The 18,821-nt window shown below is 53.4% G+C and carries 21 protein-coding genes; all 21 read right to left on the bottom strand.

The annotated features are described in order from the left end of the window. Positions 1–837: a hypothetical protein gene (locus BLO51_RS08595; RefSeq protein WP_090669811.1), complete on the bottom strand. Its 837-nt coding sequence runs from the start codon at positions 835–837 to the stop codon at positions 1–3. A gap of 134 nt (positions 838–971) precedes the next feature. Next, positions 972–2,090, bottom strand: coding sequence for an RNA polymerase sigma factor RpoD (gene rpoD, locus BLO51_RS08590; protein ID WP_090669806.1), 1,119 nt, complete (start codon positions 2,088–2,090; stop codon positions 972–974). A gap of 51 nt (positions 2,091–2,141) precedes the next feature. Beyond that, complete coding sequence (dnaG, locus tag BLO51_RS08585) at positions 2,142–3,977, bottom strand: DNA primase (RefSeq protein WP_090669804.1); 1,836 nt, start codon at positions 3,975–3,977, stop codon at positions 2,142–2,144. 40 nt (positions 3,978–4,017) lie between these two features. Beyond that, a complete protein-coding gene (locus tag BLO51_RS08580; RefSeq protein WP_090669801.1) occupies positions 4,018–4,479 on the bottom strand; it encodes a YaiI/YqxD family protein in 462 nt (153 codons plus the stop codon). 101 nt (positions 4,480–4,580) lie between these two features. Then, a complete protein-coding gene (locus tag BLO51_RS08575; protein ID WP_090669798.1) occupies positions 4,581–5,393 on the bottom strand; it encodes a pyruvate, water dikinase regulatory protein in 813 nt (270 codons plus the stop codon). A gap of 280 nt (positions 5,394–5,673) precedes the next feature. After that, positions 5,674–6,420, bottom strand: a complete 747-nt coding sequence (gene recO / locus BLO51_RS08570) for a DNA repair protein RecO (protein WP_090669796.1) — start codon at positions 6,418–6,420, stop codon at positions 5,674–5,676. A gap of 52 nt (positions 6,421–6,472) precedes the next feature. Beyond that, on the bottom strand, positions 6,473–6,616 hold the full coding sequence (locus tag BLO51_RS08565) for a YqzL family protein (RefSeq protein WP_090669794.1): 144 nt from the start codon (positions 6,614–6,616) through the stop codon (positions 6,473–6,475). Positions 6,617–6,775: 159 nt separating this feature from the next. Beyond that, the gene (gene era / locus BLO51_RS08560; RefSeq protein WP_090669791.1) at positions 6,776–7,690 is read right to left on the bottom strand and encodes a GTPase Era; all 915 of its coding nucleotides are present in this window, start codon (positions 7,688–7,690) and stop codon (positions 6,776–6,778) included. Then, on the bottom strand, positions 7,690–8,106 hold the full coding sequence (locus BLO51_RS08555; protein ID WP_090669789.1) for a cytidine deaminase: 417 nt from the start codon (positions 8,104–8,106) through the stop codon (positions 7,690–7,692). Before BLO51_RS08555 ends, era begins: the two co-directional genes overlap by 1 nt. A gap of 21 nt (positions 8,107–8,127) precedes the next feature. Beyond that, on the bottom strand, positions 8,128–8,826 hold the full coding sequence (locus BLO51_RS08550; protein ID WP_090669787.1) for a diacylglycerol kinase family protein: 699 nt from the start codon (positions 8,824–8,826) through the stop codon (positions 8,128–8,130). After that, on the bottom strand, positions 8,823–9,380 hold the full coding sequence (gene ybeY, locus BLO51_RS08545) for an rRNA maturation RNase YbeY (RefSeq protein WP_090669785.1): 558 nt from the start codon (positions 9,378–9,380) through the stop codon (positions 8,823–8,825). The genes BLO51_RS08550 and ybeY overlap by 4 nt, the downstream gene beginning before the upstream one ends. Beyond that, on the bottom strand, positions 9,377–11,662 hold the full coding sequence (locus BLO51_RS08540; RefSeq protein ID WP_090669782.1) for an HD family phosphohydrolase: 2,286 nt from the start codon (positions 11,660–11,662) through the stop codon (positions 9,377–9,379). Before BLO51_RS08540 ends, ybeY begins: the two co-directional genes overlap by 4 nt. A gap of 20 nt (positions 11,663–11,682) precedes the next feature. Beyond that, positions 11,683–12,645, bottom strand: coding sequence for a PhoH family protein (locus tag BLO51_RS08535; RefSeq protein ID WP_090669779.1), 963 nt, complete (start codon positions 12,643–12,645; stop codon positions 11,683–11,685). 294 nt (positions 12,646–12,939) lie between these two features. Further along, a complete protein-coding gene (gene yqfD, locus BLO51_RS08530; protein ID WP_090669775.1) occupies positions 12,940–14,121 on the bottom strand; it encodes a sporulation protein YqfD in 1,182 nt (393 codons plus the stop codon). Between the two features lie 21 nt (positions 14,122–14,142). Next, a complete protein-coding gene (yqfC, locus tag BLO51_RS08525) occupies positions 14,143–14,421 on the bottom strand; it encodes a sporulation protein YqfC (RefSeq protein WP_090669772.1) in 279 nt (92 codons plus the stop codon). A 170-nt stretch (positions 14,422–14,591) separates the two neighbouring features. Next, the gene (locus tag BLO51_RS08520) at positions 14,592–15,095 is read right to left on the bottom strand and encodes a hypothetical protein (protein ID WP_090669769.1); all 504 of its coding nucleotides are present in this window, start codon (positions 15,093–15,095) and stop codon (positions 14,592–14,594) included. Between the two features lie 34 nt (positions 15,096–15,129). After that, the gene (gene floA / locus BLO51_RS08515; RefSeq protein WP_090669766.1) at positions 15,130–16,122 is read right to left on the bottom strand and encodes a flotillin-like protein FloA; all 993 of its coding nucleotides are present in this window, start codon (positions 16,120–16,122) and stop codon (positions 15,130–15,132) included. Between the two features lie 52 nt (positions 16,123–16,174). Then, the gene (locus tag BLO51_RS08510) at positions 16,175–17,575 is read right to left on the bottom strand and encodes an NfeD family protein (RefSeq protein ID WP_090669763.1); all 1,401 of its coding nucleotides are present in this window, start codon (positions 17,573–17,575) and stop codon (positions 16,175–16,177) included. 132 nt (positions 17,576–17,707) lie between these two features. Next, positions 17,708–18,151, bottom strand: a complete 444-nt coding sequence (locus BLO51_RS08505; protein ID WP_010491814.1) for a GatB/YqeY domain-containing protein — start codon at positions 18,149–18,151, stop codon at positions 17,708–17,710. 12 nt (positions 18,152–18,163) lie between these two features. Next, positions 18,164–18,337, bottom strand: coding sequence for a 30S ribosomal protein S21 (gene rpsU, locus BLO51_RS08500; RefSeq protein WP_010491812.1), 174 nt, complete (start codon positions 18,335–18,337; stop codon positions 18,164–18,166). Between the two features lie 129 nt (positions 18,338–18,466). Continuing rightward, positions 18,467–18,811 carry a histidine triad nucleotide-binding protein gene (locus BLO51_RS08495; RefSeq protein WP_090669760.1) on the bottom strand — a complete coding sequence of 115 codons (345 nt, stop codon included), beginning with the start codon at positions 18,809–18,811 and terminating at the stop codon, positions 18,467–18,469. Positions 18,812–18,821: the final 10 nt, after the last annotated feature.

The following is an 18,821-nucleotide window of genomic DNA, read 5'->3' as shown; positions in this document are numbered from 1 at the left end:
TCAGACAACCCATTCTGTCCATTTTTTTCTCCATATAAACAACAAGGAAGCCTCAGTCACAATCTTAACCAACAGCATCCATTGCAGCGTCATTTCGCCGTACTGCTCGGCATACAGCATACCATATAATTCAGGCATATACCAAACGATCAAGCTGAGCAAAAAGAATACGAGTCCCATATGACGGCTCTTCTCGTGAACCATCCACCCCATCCAGCAGAAAAGAATGCTGAGCGGCACCCAGCTCAGCTCCAGCGTAACCCAACTGATCGAATCCAGCTGATAATGCAGCAGCCAGCCGTAACAAAACACCAGGCTCACCCAACCGCCGAGATGGAACGGCACGTGCCTTGCGAGCAGGCCCGTGACAATCCACACCAAGCTGCATAGAAACACGTACATAACGACGAAAACGGACGATTGCATCCCGTGGAGTTTCATAAGATAAACCCCGATAAAGAGCAAGAACAACGAAGCCATGCCGATCAAAATTTGCGAGCCCATCGGGTCCTTATCCCGCTTGTACCCCCCATAGCCGTAACAGCAAGCAAGAAACAAAAGCGAGACCCCTATTTGCATTGGTAATTGAAAAGCGTTAAAATGAAGAACAGTAAAAGAAAAAGCGCATGCGACAACCAAAACAAGAACCCATATTTTCCAATTGCTGTCGCTTATTTTGGACGCTGTAATTCCGAACAATCCACCGGAGCTTCCCGGTTTTTCTTGATTCTCTTCCAAGTAAATATTCAGCAAAAAGTCGCAGTACCGCTCAGGCAGCAGCTTGCTTCGCCGCCAATGCTCGATTTCGCGGATAATCATTTTCTTTTTATCATCCATAGCCCTAATGTTCCTCCGAAGCCCGTCGTCACTTAATTCATGGGATACATGATACATAATTCATTCATCGGCTTGGGACCAGCAAAAAATTAGACCTTCCCGCAGACGGCGGGAAGGTCATGGTGACAAGCTCATTATTCAAGAAAATCTTTCAACCGTTTGCTGCGGCTCGGATGGCGAAGCTTGCGCAGCGCCTTGGCTTCGATCTGGCGAATCCGTTCCCGGGTAACCCCGAATACTTTACCGACTTCCTCCAGCGTCCGCGTCCGGCCGTCATCGAGTCCGAATCGAAGTCGAAGCACGTTTTCCTCGCGCTCCGTCAACGTATCGAGAACATCTTCCAACTGCTCCTTGAGCAGTTCGTAAGCCGCAGCATCCGCCGGAGCCAGCGCTTCCTGATCTTCGATAAAATCTCCGAGGTGCGAATCGTCTTCCTCGCCGATCGGCGTTTCGAGCGATACGGGTTCTTGCGCGATTTTCATAATCTCACGCACTTTATCCGTACTGAGCTCCATTTCCTTCGCAATTTCCTCCGGCGTAGGTTCGCGCCCCAGTTCCTGCAGCAGTTGACGGGATACCCGGATCAGCTTGTTGATCGTTTCCACCATATGTACCGGAATCCGGATCGTACGCGCTTGGTCGGCAATCGCGCGCGTAATGGCTTGACGAATCCACCACGTGGCATACGTACTGAATTTGAAGCCCTTGATATGGTCGAACTTCTCAACTGCTTTGATCAAGCCCATATTGCCTTCCTGGATCAAGTCGAGGAACAGCATCCCCCGGCCGACATACCGCTTGGCGATACTGACGACCAGACGCAGGTTCGCTTCTGCCAAACGGCGTTTCGCTTCTTCATCGCCTTGTTCGATCCGTTTCGCCAAACCGATCTCGTCCTCTGCGGAAAGCAGCGGAACCCGGCCGATCTCCTTCAAATACATCCGTACCGGATCATTGATCTTAATGCCAGGCGGCAAGGACAAATCGTCGTCAAAGTGGAACTCGTCGTGTTCATTCTCCATCGGAGTCAGTTCATTGTCATCGTCCGATTCGTTTCCGACATCAATCCCCATCTCTTGAATTTGCTCAAAAAATTCATCGATTTGCTCCGGGTCTTGATCGAACGGCGCGAGCTTCTCCATAATTTCTTTGTACGTAATTGCCGAACGTTTCTTGCCTTGTTCGATCAACTGTTCTTTTACTTGTTCGAGCGTCAACTCTGTCTCTAGTTCCGTACGTTGATCGTTCGCCATAATCCAACTCCCTCCTCCCTGGAATACACCCCGGTACCGTGTCAAGACGAATCAGGATGATTTCAACTGCTTTTCCAAGGATATAATCTCACTGCCTAGTTGCAGGGCTTTGGGAATATCACCCAAACGTTCTGCTTGCTTGATTTCTTCTCTTTTTCGTTCCAATGTCTGCAAGAGCGGGTACTTCTTGATTTGCCGGATATAATCGTCGATCACGGCATCGTTAATACCGCTGCGATTGTCTATTAAGGTTAAGGAGCTAGCCAAGCTCTCAAGTTTGTCATCCTGCAGCATGCCGATGAACGTGCTGGCGTTGGGCTCGAATCCTTGTGCGTAGTAGGCGTACAAGTAAGCGGCGAGCGCCGCGTGAGCTTCCATGTTGAATCCGTCTCCCAGCTGACGCTCGACATAACCGGATATGTCCCGGTCCAGCATCATGACGGCAAGCAGTTGACGCTCTGCATTCTGATAGGCAGGGACCATCGAAGGGGGTTGCGCGCGAAGCCTTCCGTCATTCATAACATTATTCCACGAATTGTCTTTATTATCCCTGGAACGGTCCTTTTTTTCGGCTTGGAGCCTGATCTCGTTCAGATTTTGCATCGCGGATTCGAACGTTAGGTGAAATTCGGAACAAAGCTCTCTCACATAGTGCTCTCTCTCAATGGGTGAAGCCAGTCCTGCGATCAAGCGGAGCGCTTGTTGAATGTAGCGAAGCTTTTCTCCATCCTCCTGCAGTTTATAATTTTTACGATAATAAAAAAGTTTATATTTGATCGACGGTACGGCGGTTTCGATAACCTCCCGTACGAATCGTTCAGAACCGTGAGCGGAAATATATTCGTCCGGGTCCAGCCCGTTCGGCAGCATGGCAATTCTTACATGGCACCCTGCATTTTCCAGAAGCGGGATGCTTTTATAGGCTGCGGATTGTCCGGCATGGTCCCCGTCGTAAGCGACGACCACCCGTTCCGCAAGACGCCGAATCGCTTCCGTATGCTCCGGTGTCAACGCCGTTCCCATGGTCGCCACGCCGTTATGCACTCCAGCCTCCCAAGCGCGAATGACATCCATATAACCCTCGAACAAAACAAGTTCCTGGCTTTTCCGGATTTGGGGTCTGGCGGCATACAGATTGTACAGCGTACGGCTCTTATGGAAAAGCATCGATTCCGGACTGTTTAAATATTTGGGCTGTACGTCGCCCATCGCTCTTCCTCCGAAGGCGATGATCTGCCCCTTCCAATCACGAATCGGAAACATGACGCGGTCGCGAAATTTGTCGACATACCCGCTTCCGTCCTGCTTCGCCGAGATCAGCCCTCCTTGCTCCACCAGGGGCAGCGGAAACTGCTTCTTATCCAGCAGATTCGTCAGCGTATCCCAACGCGATGGCGCATAGCCGATGCCGAACGCTTCGATCAGCTTATCGGTCATTCCCCGGGCGTGCAAATACCGCTTCGCTTCTTTGCCCTGCTCGGTGTTGTGCAGAAGATATTCGTACAACTTGCCGGCAAGCTCATGAGCTTCGATCAGTTTCGCCCGGTCCGCGTGCTCCTTCGTTTCGACTTGGCCTTGCTGCGGCCCGAGTCCGATATCGAGCTTCGCTTCATCGGCTAATTTGCGGAGCGCCTGACCGAAAGACAACCCTTCGACTTCCGAAACGAATCGGATGGCGTTCCCGCCCGCCCCACAGCCGAAGCAGTGATAAATCTGCTTTTCGGGCGTGACGGTAAAGGAAGGTGTCTTCTCTGAATGAAAAGGACATAGACCTTTGAGGTAATGTCCCTGCTTCGTCAAATGAACATGTCTTCCGACGACTTCGACAATATCGTGGGCTTTCAAGACTGCGTCGATGACTTGCTCGGGAATGCGTCCGTTACTCATCCTATCCACCTTCATTCAAATTAACACGTATAGGTATTCGCTACTCTGCCTGATTCTCCTGCAAGCCCGACAAAACTTTTGTCAAAGTTTGTAGAAAGGCTTGGCGATCCTCGTCGGTAAACGCTTTAGGACCTTTCGTATGCTTGCCTCCACGGCGCTGTTTCGCTTGCTCGTGCCTTCGTTCCAGCAAAAAGTCAATCGTCCGTTCATTGTAGATCTGGCCGCGATTCGACAGAGCCAGCGCTTTTTTGCCAAGCGCCAAAGCGGCCAGTCCGAAATCCTGCGTGACCAGCACATCTCCGGGCGCGATGCAATTGACGATATACAGGTCTACCGACTGATCCGACCGGTCTACTTGAACGATATCGACGCCGTCCATCGGCTGCAGCCGATGATCGAACGAGGCGACCATCAGCACCGGGATTCCGAAATGTAAGGCCGTTTGCGCAATTTCCGTCTTCACCGGGCATGCGTCGGCATCTACTACAATTTTATACGTCATAGTTCCCCGCCGATTGTGAAATTCAAGACTGAAAGCATTACCGTAATATTATATACGATGAAAGGATAAAAAATCCTGCTTCCTTTTCTCAAAATAGACCGCTATCGCGAACGGTACATATCGATGATGATGCTGGCCGTTTCTTCGACCGCCTTGTTCGAGACGTCGATCACCGTACAGCCGATTTTTTTCATAATCTTATCCGCGTACTCCAATTCCACGTGAATCCGCTCCGTGTTTGCGTAAGTAGCATTGCCCGGCAGACCCAGCGTCTTAAGCCGTTCGGTACGGATGACATTCAGCTTGACCGGGTCGATCCGCAGACCGACGATCTTCTTCCCGGAAACCGTAAACAGCTGCTCGGGAGGCTGAATTTCCGGGACAAGCGGCACGTTGGCCACTTTGAATTTCTTGTGTGCAAGATACATGGACAGCGGGGTCTTCGACGTGCGGGATACCCCAACAAGCACGATGTCCGCCTGCAAAATCCCGTTAAAATCCCGGCCGTCGTCATATTTGACGGCAAACTCGACAGCTTCCACTTTCTTGAAATAGTCTTCGTCCAGCTTGTGAATCATGCCCGGCTGATGCCTTGCCTCCTGATGCAGCGTTTGCTCCAGTGTCCGTATGATCGGACCGAGCAGATCGATGTAAGGAATCCTGTAGCGCTCCGCCTGTTCGATCAAATAATCCCGCAGCTCGGGAATAACGAGCGTAAAAACGATCGCGCCGCTGCGCTCAATTACCGTCCGGATCATCCGATCGATATCCGACGGATCAGTCAGGAAAGGCATCCGGCGAATATCCACGTGCTGGGGATGAAACTGCACAGCTGCCGCCCGAACTACCGCTTCTCCCGTTTCCCCCGCCGAATCCGATGCTACAAACACTACCGGCTTAACCGCCCGTTCCATGCGAACCCGCCTTTCGTCCTGGTTTTTAACAGAGATGAGCTACTGCTGCAACAAAGGCCGATCATTAGGAAAAGATCGGCCTTTCAATTACACTACGTTGCAGTAGAAAATATGTTTCAATACTTCGGTTAAACACTCCGCCCGACAAAAAGAGCTTCTCTTCCCGGACAGCAAAAACCCCCGCTGACAAAGTCGTGCCCAGACTTCGTTAACAAGAGGTTTTCTAGCGGATATATCATATTATAATAGCATTCGGGTAAAAACATGTCAATTTTTTTAGCTATACTCCGTATTTGTCCATTTGATCCAAAAAATCTCGCGATTTCAGCTTCAGTCCGACATGCGTATCGAAGTAGGCCCGTAGAATCGTCTTTAGCAGCTGTTTCGTTTGCGGCTTCACGTCGATTTGACCAAGCCGGCGCACATCCGTTTGTATGAACAGCCGCAGCAGCTTGTATACCCCGGGCGTCAGCGGGATAGCCTGCGGGTCCCGCAGCTTGCAGCGCTCGCAGAGCATTCCGCCCATGCCGATGCTTATGGCAAACGGTTCCGCCTTCTCGCGGCAAACGACACATTGCTCAAGCTCAGGCGTATATCCGGCCAGGACGAACATTTTCATTTCGTACAGGTGGTCGATAATCTGCAGATCCTTGTCTTCCTGGATCGCTTGCAAGCTGGCTTTCAGCTGATCGTATAAAAAAGGCTGTCCCTCTTGATCGCCCAACATCCGGTCGGTCAGCTCCGACAAGTAGGAAGCATGGGCAGCCTTGTGCAGATCTTCCCTTATTTTATGAAAAGGCTCGATAATTTCCGCATGATTCAACGTGCCGAGCTGCCCGGATTTGAAAAACAAGTAGTCGCCGCACGTAAACAGCTGGGCGGAAGACCCGTAACGGCTCTTCACTTTTTTGGCGCCCCGGGCCACGACGCTCAGCTTTCCGTGTTCCCGGGTAAACAGCGTAATAATTTTGTTGCCTTCCCCATAGTCCATGCTTCGGATGACGATACCTTGAACTCTGTACTGCACCTTACAGCCTCTCCCTGCGTTACCGCACCGGTAACCTGATATTGGGCGAAACTTACTGTACCCAATCGGAAGCGTCCAAGGCGTCCTCTTCTTCCGGCTCCGCCTCGTCTCTGTCCCGAGTATTCACTTCTTTGTATAGCAGGTAAGCATCCACATCTCCGGTCATTGAAAAGTACTTCCACGAAAAGTCTTTCATGGTACATCCTCCCCTTGATGACATGACTACAACCTGTTTCTAGGATTAGGATGGATCGATCCGATGCGAAGTATGCTCTGCAAAAACTGCCATGTATTCTTTGCATAGTATGTTAATTAAACGCGGCAGAACCTGATTGAAACAGGCCGGAACGCCGGATTACTCGTGCCGGAAGCCGAGATCCCGCAGAACCCGGTCCTGATTGCGCCAGTCCTTCTTCACTTTGACCCACAACTCCAGGAACGTCTTCGAACCGAGAAGCGCTTCGATATCGACCCGCGCTTTTTGTCCGATTTCTTTCAGCAGCGCGCCCTTTTTGCCGATAATGATACCCTTCTGCGAGTCGCGTTCGACGTAAATGACAGCCGAGATATGAACAACATCATTGGGCTCCACGCGCATGTCTTCAATGGAAACCGCGATCGAGTGGGGAATTTCCTCCCGGGTCAGATGAAGGATTTTCTCCCGGATCAGCTCCGCGCACACAAATTGTTCCGGATGATCCGTCACTTGATCCGCCGGGTAATACTGCGGTCCTTCCGGCAAAAATTTGATGACCTGCTCCAAAAGCGTATTGACGTTATTGCCGTGCATCGCCGAGATCGGCACAATTTCGGCAAACGGGTACAAATCCTTATAGGTCATAATGACCGACAGGAGCGCTTCCGGGTGAATCTGGTCGATTTTGTTCATCACCAGAATGACCGGCGTTTTCACCTTTTTCAGCGTCTCGATAATGTACCGGTCCCCACCGCCCAAGCCTTCGGCCACATCGATCAAAAACAGGATCGCGTCGACTTCATTAAGCGCGCCTTCAGCCGCTCTGAGCATATAGTCGCCGAGCTTCGATTGCGGCTTATGAATGCCGGGCGTATCCAAAAAGACGATCTGCGCCTGGTCGGTCGTATAGACGCCGTGAATTTTGTTCCGAGTCGTCTGCGGCTTATCGGACATGATGGCGATTTTTTGGCCGATCACCTGGTTCATCAGCGTCGATTTGCCGACGTTCGGCCGTCCGATAATCGCCACAAACCCGGATTTGAATTTAGAGTCAACCTTGCTATTCGAAGACATTAATCAATCGTTCCTCCGTCCAAATCTAAAGATGTGAATGCGCCGGGAAGCAGCTCGGCTACGGTCGTCTCGCTGATATCCCCTTTCAGATTTGCCAGATATACCGGCATATCCGGCGGACATAGCTCGATCAGCACCTGCCGGCATACGCCGCAAGGCGAAATCGGCTGTAACGTATCCCCAATAATCGCAATGGCCTTGAACGACTTCGCCGGTTCACCGTCCGCGATCGCTCGGAATAACGCTGTGCGTTCGGCGCAGTTCGTCGGCCCGTAGGCGGCGTTTTCCACGTTGCAGCCGAGATGAACCCGCCCTTTGGAATCCAGCAAAGCGCTGCCGACTTTGAAATGGGAATAAGGTGTATATGCCTGCTCTCTCGCCGTTCTGGCCAATGCGATCAATTCCGTTTTTTCCAAGAGAAGCTCCCCTTTCGCAACCTACATGGGATATAAATAATAGGCCAGTACCGTAATGAATCCGCCAAGCAGCGCACCGAGCAGCAGCGAGCCGAAAGGCCGCTTGCGTTTGTCGTGAAGCGCCAGCAGCAGTACCGTAGCCAACAAAAAGCCCAGCAATGCGACAAGCGTATCTTGAACCCGGCAGGCGATCAGAGCGGCGACCGCAAAAGCGACGGCCGTCAGCAGACTCGGCTTCACCCCATTTCCTTTGGAGGAGAAGCGGGTCTGCACCGCAATCACTGTCAGGATGACCAAGCAAAGTAAAATCCATACCGCTCCCGCGGTGATGGGGTAGCCTCCCGCCCGGCCGGTTTGAATGAGCCGTTCGATCGGATCGTAAAATACGATCATTCCCGTTACGGCGGCAAAAGCTGCCGTGACCAGTACGGAAGCGGCGGCCACGTCCTTCGCGATTTTGGCCAATGGATGCAGGTCGGGCATCGCCAGATCGACCGCTTTTTCCACGGCGGTGTTGATCAATTCCGTGACGATCATGAGCGTCACGGCGAGTAAAATAAATAAAATATCCGTCTTCGGCAGGCCGAAGAACAAGGCAAGCGCCAAGATGACCAACGCGGCGAAAAAATGAAATTTCATGTTCCGCTGGGTCGCGAGGGCGTATTTGACGCCTTCGTAAGCGTACCGAAAGCTGCGCTGCCATTTGACCGGCTGCTTCACCGCGTCAATCCCGCCTGTTGTAAAATTTGCTCTTGCTTGCCGAACATGACCTTCTCTTCTTCCTCGTCCTGATGATCGTAACCGATCAAATGCAGAAAGCCGTGAACGAACAGAAACCCGAGCTCCCGCTCGACGGAATGGCCGTATTCGTCCGCCTGGGCGATCGCCCGCGGCACCGAGATGATAATATCGCCGAGCGGCTCTTCATAGCCGTCGTCGCTATCATCGTCCTCCGCCGTCCCGGACTTTTCTCCGCCCGTCTTGTCCGCGTACTCCACTTCCTCGAAGCCGTCGTCGCCATAAATGATCTCGATCTCGTCTTCGCCCATTTCCCGCATGGCGAACGAAAGCACGTCCGTCGGCTTATCCAGTCCCCGATACTGCTTGTTAAGCTCTTGAATGGCCGCGTCGTCGACGAACGTCAACGCCACTTCGCCATCCGGCACTTCTTCCTGCTTGCCGGCAAGGCGAAGCAGCGTTTCCAGCCTCTCGATGAGAGCCGGCGTTATCTCGTAAGCGATTTGATCGCTGTTCCATGAAAGCTTCAGGCTCATGGCTTCACCTCTTTCTTCGTTTCGGACATCTTCGCTTCGAGCTTCGTCTTTCCCTGTTTCTCCGCCGTCTTAGGCTCAGGCATATCGGCGGGATATTCGATTCGCGAATGGAAAATGCCAAGCAGCGTTTCGTTCAAAATCTTAACGATCTGATCCAGTTCCTTGATGGTCAGATCGCATTCGTTAAACTGGCCGTCGTCAACCCGGTTTTTGATAATTTTGCGCACCATCGAGTCGATCTGTTCGACGGTCGGATTGCGCAGGGAGCGGACGGCCGCCTCGACGCAATCGGCGATGCCGACAATGGCTGCTTCCTTCGTCTGGGCTTTCGGACCGGGATAGCGGTACTCCGTCTCCTCCGGCGGCTTCTCCTGACGTTCTTCGGCGAGCTTTTTCGCTTTATGATAAAAAAATTGCAGCAAGGTCGTGCCATGGTGCTGTTCCGCAATATCGCGGATCGGCTTCGGAATGTTATGATCCTTCAGCATTTCGACGCCGTCGCGCGCATGGGCCACAATGATCGATTTGCTCAGCGCCGGCTCGATTTTGTCGTGCGGGTTTTCCGAATGCGACTGATTCTCGATAAAATAACTCGGCCGCTTCGTCTTCCCGATATCGTGATAATAGGCTCCGACCCGACAGAGCAATCCGTCGGCGCCAATCGCGCCCGCCGCAGCTTCCGACAAGTTGCCGACCATGATGCTGTGATGGTAGGTTCCAGGAGTCTCGGTCAGCAGCTTGCGCAGCAGCGGATGGTTCGGGTTGGAAAGCTCGACCAGCTTGAGCGGCGACAAAATGCCGAAGGCGACTTCGAAAAACGGCAGCAGGCCCATAACGAACACGGCGGTCAGCAGTCCGCTCCCTAAGGCGAACGAAGCGGCAAACAGCACGTTCTTTCGCGTTTCGTGATCTTCGAGCAGCAGCAGCGCGGATACGAGCGCCACAGCGAATAGCGATACCATCATCCCCGCTTTCAGGATCGAGGAGCGCTGGCTTGCCCGCTGGATCGAGAAAATCGCCGCAAATGAGCTGGTCAGCGTCAGCAGGCTGTATTTGAATTCGAACGACTGCAGATGATCCGAGTTAAAAATGACGCTGGAAATGACGCTCAAAACGACCGCGGTCACAAATGCAAGATGCGAATTGAGCAAAATCGTCACCATCATGGCTGCCATCGCCGTAGGGGCCAAGTAGCCGATATACGGGTAATCCAAATTTTGCAGCAGTGAGAACAGCTTCATCCCGGCAATCGTCAAGACGACGATCAGCACGTACATGAACAACTGAGCGTTATTCTGATTGATCGGAAGCGAGCTTTGTCTGACATACATATACAAAAACAGGCAGCACAAGACGATAAATAAAAAGAGTCCGAGATTCGGCCAATAGCTGGCTTCGTCTTTCAGCAAATCGAGCGAAGCCAAACGTTGATACAGTTCTTCCGTTACTTTTTCGCCCTTGGGAACCAGCACTTCGTTTTTGTTGATCATCACCTGCTTGACATTGTCGCGCGCGTGTCCCTTGGCTTCCTCGGTTCCTTTTTGGTCGTAAAATTTGTTCGGTGAAAGCGCCGCGCGCACGAGCTCCTGAACCAGCTCGCGCGCATTGTTCTTGGTCAGCGTCGAAGAATTCACCAATTCCGGCACCTTGACTCTTGTCGTCTGCGCATCTGTAATCTGGTCGCTCACCAACTTGACGACGATCTCTTTCGCCACGGGCTCCATCGCGGTCAGGTCTTCTTTGGCGAGCCGTGGAATTTTGTAGAACGTTTCCTCCGGAATCCGGTACTGCTGCTCACGGATGTTTTTGCGCATTTCCGCCAGCAACAGGTCATTGTATTGACCGCTATCCGTGAAGCTCTTGGTCTGGCGGTCCAAATGATCCTGAATGATCGTCGGAATGACCGTTTTGTAAATATTGACTTTGTCCGCGACGGAAACCTCGGCATCGCTGTTGATCTGCTGCAGCTTCTCAAAAATCGCTTCGACCGCCGCTTCGTTGCGCAGCGAGGCGATCTTATATACCGGCTGCACCCGTGCGGCCGCTTCTTCCTTCGCTTTTTCCGTTGCTACTTCGTTCGCAATCGCCCTGGGGGCCAGAATATCCTTCTCCGTAACGCTTCCCAACTGAATGTCATACGTCTGCGGCACAATGCGGTACAGCAGAGCGACGTAAAACACGACGGCAAGCGCTAAAAACAGAAGAAAGCGCACGATGGCGCTGTATCTCCAGCCGGCAAGCCGGTATTGAAATTTGCCTTGAATGGAAACGCGGTTGTTCATGACGAAAGGTCAGCCCTTCCTCAGCCTTCTTTGTCCTCATTATAGGCCATGATGATTTTTTGCACCAATGAATGTCTGACAACGTCCTGCTCGGCAAACTGGATAAAACCAAGCTCTTCAATGTTCGCAAGGATGCGCTGCACCTCCACCAGCCCCGATGATTTGCCCCGCGGGAGGTCGATCTGCGTCACATCGCCGGTGATGACCATCTTCGATCCGAATCCGAGGCGCGTCAAAAACATCTTCATCTGTTCCGGCGTCGTATTTTGTGCTTCGTCCAAAATAATGAACGAATCGTCGAGCGTCCGGCCGCGCATATAGGCGAGCGGGGCGATCTCGATGAGGCCGCGCTCCAGCGATTTGAGCACCTGCTCCGGCCCGAGCACGTCGTTAAGAGCATCATACAATGGACGCAAATAAGGGTCAACCTTTTCCTGCAGGTCGCCGGGCAAAAAGCCGAGGCTCTCGCCCGCTTCGACCGCAGGTCTCGTCAGTACGATCCGCTTCACTTTGCCTTCCTTGAGCGCGGAGACGGCGAGCACGACGGCGATGTACGTTTTGCCCGTGCCGGCCGGTCCGATCCCGAAGACGATATCTTTTTTCTTAATTTCGTTGACATACTGCTTCTGCCCGATCGTCTTGATGCGAATCGGCTTGCCTTTGTGGGTATGGGCGATTTCGCCTTTAAACAAATCGAGCAGTTGATCGGCCTTCATCTCTTTGGCCAGGTCAATCGCGTAATGAATATCCCGCTCCGTCAGTGCATATTGGTTGCGGACCAGCTCCAGCAGCACGGTGAACAGCTGCTCAAGGCGCGCCGTATCGGCAGCTTGACCCTGGATGACGATCTCTTCCTCGCGGGTAAAGATGGCGGCCTGCGTATCCTGTTCGATCAGGTGCAGGAATTTGTCCTGCGGCCCAAAGAGCGCGAGGGCTTCGGCCGTATTTTTGAGTCTGACTTTTACGGTGGTCTCTTGATCCATGTACAGGGCTTAATCTCTCCTCCGGGTTTTCGGCGGGAAGGCGATTCATTCACCCAAGTGGCGCGAAGCTGCGAGCAAGACGTTGCTGCCTCCGGCCGCTCTTGAATTCGGATTCTATGAATATATAAATGATCGGGGAGAATCCGAATTCAAAGGCGGCACGTAAACTCCAAGTTTTCCGTAAGGAGAACTGCTTCGAAAGCATACGCTACGGCAGCAATGTGCAGCTCTTCGCCCGCACTGCTGTTGATGAATAAAAAACCTTCCGGCCGTAAACCGCTCCGTCAGTAGTCTTTATGGGACGATCGGTTGCTCGGTTGCGATCGGTTCTTCCACTTCCAAAAGTACTTCCATATAAACTTTACCATTCTCCGCCTTTTCATGCAAAATTTTTTCCGAAACGATACGCGAATCGCTGCCCGACGCCGACAAAATTTGCGCTTTGGCCTGCTCGATACCGAGCTCCGAGGCTTCCTTCGGGTCAACCGTCTGCTCGACGATCTGCACCTCCAGCAGCTTTTCGCTGAGCCATCCGATCGGGAGCGTGTAGCCCCGCCAGCTGAGCGTTTTCCGTTCGGGGACCGTTTCGTACTGCTCAAACGGAATTTCCCCGTAGCCGCTTAGCTGAAGGCCGCGGCTGCCAAAGACGAGGTACGAGCGGTTTTTCGTTTCGCCGGTATAGGTCTTGTACTGGAGCGTAAGCGGCACTTCGACGGTCGGCTTGTACCACACAATTCCCTTGACCTTTCCCGCGGCGACAACGCTCTGCTGGTTCGCCTCGACGCCGATGATGCCGGATATCAATACGTCTCCTTTGCGTACATACGTATTCGGCTTAACAAGCGGCCTGCCTTTTTCGGCGAAAATTTCGGTGACCAATGCGCTCTTGGAAGCGACCAGATGCCTCGGGCTAAGGAGCGGCGGTGTATCGGGCACGGTCGATTCGACGACCTTAATAATCACATGCGTCCCGCTTACCTCCACACCGACCCAAGCGGTGCCCGGCAGCTCCCGCTGCAGCGCCCGGGACAGCTCGGCGGGGTCTTTCAAGCGGAATTTCCACTGCAGCTTGTAAATGCCTTGCTGCTTCGCGGCTTGCAGGACCTGCCCCTGGCTCAGCTTCTCGTTGCCTTCTACGCGAACATGCCATACGAGCGAGGACAGCACATAGATTCCGATAACAAAAGCAAGTACGCCCAGAGCAAAAAATTTGCGTTTCTCCAGCTTGTTTATCCAAAAAGGAAATCCCTGTTTCTGGCGAATACGAGTGCGAGAGCCTGTCTCCTTCAATAGCGGGCGAAGCCGGAAAAAGTCGCGGATCGTGATCGACAGCTCGGCTTTATTTAGCGCCGCATACTGGATGTCCCAGATAGCCATCTGCCGCTCCGTCATACGGTTCAGCAGCTTCTCGAGCTGCCCGCCTTTTACTTCGACCCGAACAAAGCCTCGCAGGCGTTGGATATACGAAGATTTCACGATCGACTTCTCCTTTCCGGGCTACGGAATATATTTGATATCGTGGATCATGCCTTCGATGAACACTTCTTCCGTCAAGATGGCGCGGATCACAAGCTCCGAGCCGTACACCTCCACCCGCCCCGTCGCCAGCGCCAGCTTGAGCATCTCGTTGGAAAAATGCAATACGCCGCGGTGATTTTCGATATAAAGCTGCCTGTTTCCGATCATCGTTATACGGGGCAAGTCCATCACGACATCCTGCGGCAGGTCGAGTAATTTGGCGGTCAATTGATTGAATCGGCGGGTCAGCTTTCGCATAGGCAACCTCCTCCGCAGTCCAAAAAGCATAACACGGCTATTTACACCTTATGCCGGGAATTGGAAAATATGACCCGGAACACGGTATGCTCCTCTCGTGCCACAACAAAAAGCGCCTTCCCGCCAATCCCGGAAACCGGGACCGAAAGGAAGACGCTTCGTATGAACGATTAACGCCGGAACGGGCGTTTGGCCCGCGGAGGGCCGAGAATCTCGGCCCACAGCACACCGCGCGCCGCATCCTGCGGCGTTAGGCCGCCGAAGGCAGCGGCTGCGCTTTCGCCTGAGCTCCTTGGCTCGGCGGAAGGAAACGCTGCAGCGGCCGCAGATGGCTGCTCGGGCGCCGGTGAAGCCGCAGCGACATCCTCGGGCAGAGGCGCCAGCTGCGACCGGCGGGGCTCCATTTCGGCAGGCCGCGGACGGACGCTGCCCGAAGCAGCCGGCCGCGCTTGGACCGGCTGTGCCTTAGGCATCGGCTTCGCCGAGCCTGGCCAGCCAGAGCCGTCGCCACCGAAGGGCGGCATGCTGTCTTTCGGCGTTCTTCTCTGCGGCTGCGGAACGCCTTGCCCGCCCTTGCCGCCGGTCTTTAATTTTTTCACGATGCTGCTTAACACGATATACAAAATAACGACGACAAACCAGTTGCTCAATATCAGATCCAAGATGGTACGCATCGGTTATCCCGCCTTTCCGCCCGGCTGGAGGCTATCAGGCATTGTCGTCGTTTTTGCCCGGCTCGTTCATTTTGCCAAGGCTGGAGCGCATTTGCGTGTCCGCGTCGATGTTCTTAAGGTTCATGTAATCCATCACGCCGAGCTTGCCTTCACGCAGCGCTTCCGCCATCGCGAGCGGCACTTCGGATTCGGCTTCCACAACCTTCGCTTTCATCTCTACGACCTTCGCCTTCATCTCCTGCTCTTGGGCAACGGCCATTGCGCGGCGCTCTTCCGCTTTCGCCTGCGCAATCCGCTTGTCGGCTTCTGCTTGCTCCGTTTGCAGGTGCGCCCCGATGTTTTTGCCTACGTCCACATCGGCAATATCGATGGACAAAATCTCAAACGCCGTACCGGCATCAAGCCCTTTGCCCAGTACCGTGCGGGAAATCATATCCGGGTTTTCAAGCACGTCCTTGTGCGAGCTGCTGGAACCTACCGTGGTGACAATCCCTTCGCCGACACGGGCGATGATCGTTTCTTCCCCTGCGCCCCCAACCAGGCGGTCGAGGTTGGTGCGTACCGTCACCCGTGCGATAACCCTCACTTCGATCCCGTCTTTGGCGACGGCGGAGACGACCGGCGTTTCGATCACTCGCGGGTTGACGCTCATCTGTACAGCCTGAAGCACGTCGCGGCCGGCCAGATCGATCGCCGCCGCACGCTCGAATTCCAAGTGAATGTTGGCGCGGTGCGCCGCGATCAACGCATTGACTACCCGATCGACGTTACCGCCGGCTAAGAAGTGGCTTTCCAGCTGGTTAATGGTTAAATCCAGTCCGGCCTTGGTCGCTTTGATCATCGGATTGACGATCCGGCTCGGAATGACCCGGCGCAGCCGCATCGCCACGAGCGTAATGATGCCGACTCGCACCCCGGACGCCAGCGCGGAAATCCACAGCATGACCGGGACAAACGTAAAAAATACGGATAGCGCGATAATCACGACAGCTGCCAGCAAGAAAATTGAAATAAGGGATGTATCCATCGTACAAATTCCTCCTTTGTTGTAGGTCCATCGACGTACCGGCAAGGCGCGTTCAGCCTAGGTCCTTGACTTCCTGTACGACAACCCGGACGCCTTCGACATGAGTAACCTTGACCGTTCGGCCGGCTTCGACAAAATCCCCCACTGTGACGACATCGACGCGCTCGTCGCCGAACAGCGCGGTCCCGGCCGGTCGGAGCGGCGTCACCGCCTTGCCTGACTGACCAAGCAGATCGCTGCGGGACGACGCGGAAACGTAGCCTTTATCTTCGGTGAGCTTTTCCCGCAATATAAACCGGTTCCAGACGCCGCGATGCTTAAAATATTTCACGACAATGGCGACGACGACGACCGCAACGACGAAAGCAATACCCAAGTTCATCGCGGCCGCTTTCGTGCTGTACGCGGCAAGCACGACGCCGCTGATCAAGCAGGCAGCGCCGAGAAAACCCAAAATCCCGAAGCTCGATACGAACACCTCGATCAACAGCAGCAGGATACCGGCGATAAACAGAGCAATCTCCTCGAACCCGGCGAATCCGGCGATATAATGTCCGAAAAAGTATAGTCCGAAGCCGAGTACGCCGACGATTCCGGGCAGCCCGAAGCCGGGGACGAACAGCTCGATCGCGATACCGGCGATCCCGATGATCAACAGCAGCGTCGATACCAAAGGCTGGGTCACGTACCGTGCGAACGATTCCGCCAGACTCGGTTTCAGCGTGACGAGCGGATGCTCTTCCCCGCCGATGAACTGTACGACCTCCTGCAAGCTGGCGGCCACTTTCTCCGCATAACCGACTTTTAGCGCTTCCTCCGCAGTTAGCGTCAGGATTTCGCCCCTAGGCAACGTTCGGCCAATCTCCGGCATGGACACGCCGACGTTTTTGTCGACCATCGCTTCGGCGATTTGCGTCTTCCGTCCGCGCAGTTCCGCGGCAGCTTTCATCTGGCCGGACCAATACGATACTACTTTGACGCTTTCGATTTCATTCCCGGCCCCATCCACTACGGCTGCCGCGCCGAGCGAGCTTCCCGGCTCCATGGCGATTTTGCCGGCATTCAGCGCAATGTAGCTCCCTGCCGAGATGGCTTTGCCGTGCACGTAAGCAATCGTCGGAACCAGGCTGTTTTTGATCAGTTGACCGATTTCCTGCGCCGAATCGACGCGGCCGCCAAGCGTATCAACGTCCAGCACGATGTAATAGGCGCCCATCGATTGCGCTTCCTCCAGCGCCCGCTGCAAAAAGGTCTGCAGCCCGTTCTCCACCGTTTGATGCACCGGAATCACGACGACCGGGGCAGCTTTCGGCGGCGAGGACGACGATTCGGCGCTTGCGGGTTCCGCAGGCAGAAATCCGGTTAGAGCGGACAGCAGAAGCGCCGCTGCGAGAAAAAAGATAAGCGGAAGCCGAAAAAGCAGCGCTGAGCGCTTGTTCCCGAATGAATGCACAAGATGACCTCCTTTTCGCGCGTTTTTTGCAATGCTTCCAAGAGGTACTACGCAATAATTGCAAGTTTGATTCACAGCACTGCGAACAAAAAAGAAAAACACTCCTACTATTCGGAGTGTTTCCCGCTGTTGTTAAGACAATAACTGTTGGACGAACTGATTGACGACTTTGCCGTCTGCTCGTCCTTTAACCTTTGGCATCAATGCGCCCATGACTTTGCCCATGTCCGCTTTGGAAGAAGCCCCCACTTCTTGGATGGTCTGCTGTACAATGGCTTTTACTTCTTCATCGGTAAATTGCTGCGGCATGTACTCCATCAATATGGCGACCTCGGCCTTCAGGTTTTCTGCCAAATCGTCACGACCGGCCTTTTCAAATTCTTGGAGGGAATCTTTGCGCTGTTTGATCTCGCGATTCAAGACGTCAAGTACTTCTTGTTCATCTAAGGTTTTACGCTGATCTATCTCAAGATTTTTGATAGCTGCACGAACCATACGGATTACGGAGAGTTTGAACTTGTCTTGACTCTTCATCGCAAGCTTCATGTCATCGTTTAGTCTGTCGCTTAAGCTCATCGATTAAGCCTCCTAGAACTTTCTCTTGCGAGCAGCCTCTGACTTCTTCTTGCGTTTCACGCTTGGCTTCTCATAATGCTTGCGTTTTTTGACCTCCGCCAAAACGCCATCTTTGGCGATGGAACGCTTAAAGCGACGAAGTGCAGCATCTATAGTTTCGTTCTTGCGAACTCGAGTTTCTGACACCAGTTTTCCCTCCCTCCGAACAGACCGTCCAAGACGAAAAAAGACATTCATCAAACCTCATTATAGGTGATAAGGAAACTGGGTGTCAACCTATCCGGAACAAAACTTCAAAAATGAGCCGCACCGGGTTTAGCGGGCATTGAGCGGCCCCAGTTTTTCTCCGCCAAGCAGGTGATAATGAATATGGAATACCTCCTGCCCGCTGTGCTTGCCGCAGTTGTTGATCAGACGGTAGCCGGATTCGGCAACGCCCTGTTCTTTGGCGATTTGCTGCGCCGAGCTGTGGATTTCTCCAAGCAGATGCCAGTCGTCCGCTCCGACGTCGTTCATCGATGCGATATGTTTTTTCGGAATGATTAAAATATGTACAGAAGCGGCCGGATGAATGTCGTGAAAGGCAACGACATGCTCGTTCTCGAACACTTTTTTCGAAGAGATCGACCCTTCGACGATTTTGCAAAAAATGCAGTCCACGTTCTCCCCT

Origin of the sequence: Paenibacillus tianmuensis (assembly GCF_900100345.1) — a bacterium.
Lineage (GTDB): Bacteria > Bacillota > Bacilli > Paenibacillales > NBRC-103111 > Paenibacillus_G > Paenibacillus_G tianmuensis.
The sequence above is the reverse complement of the archived record's forward strand: the minus strand, read 5'-3'. Positions and strand labels throughout refer to the sequence as shown.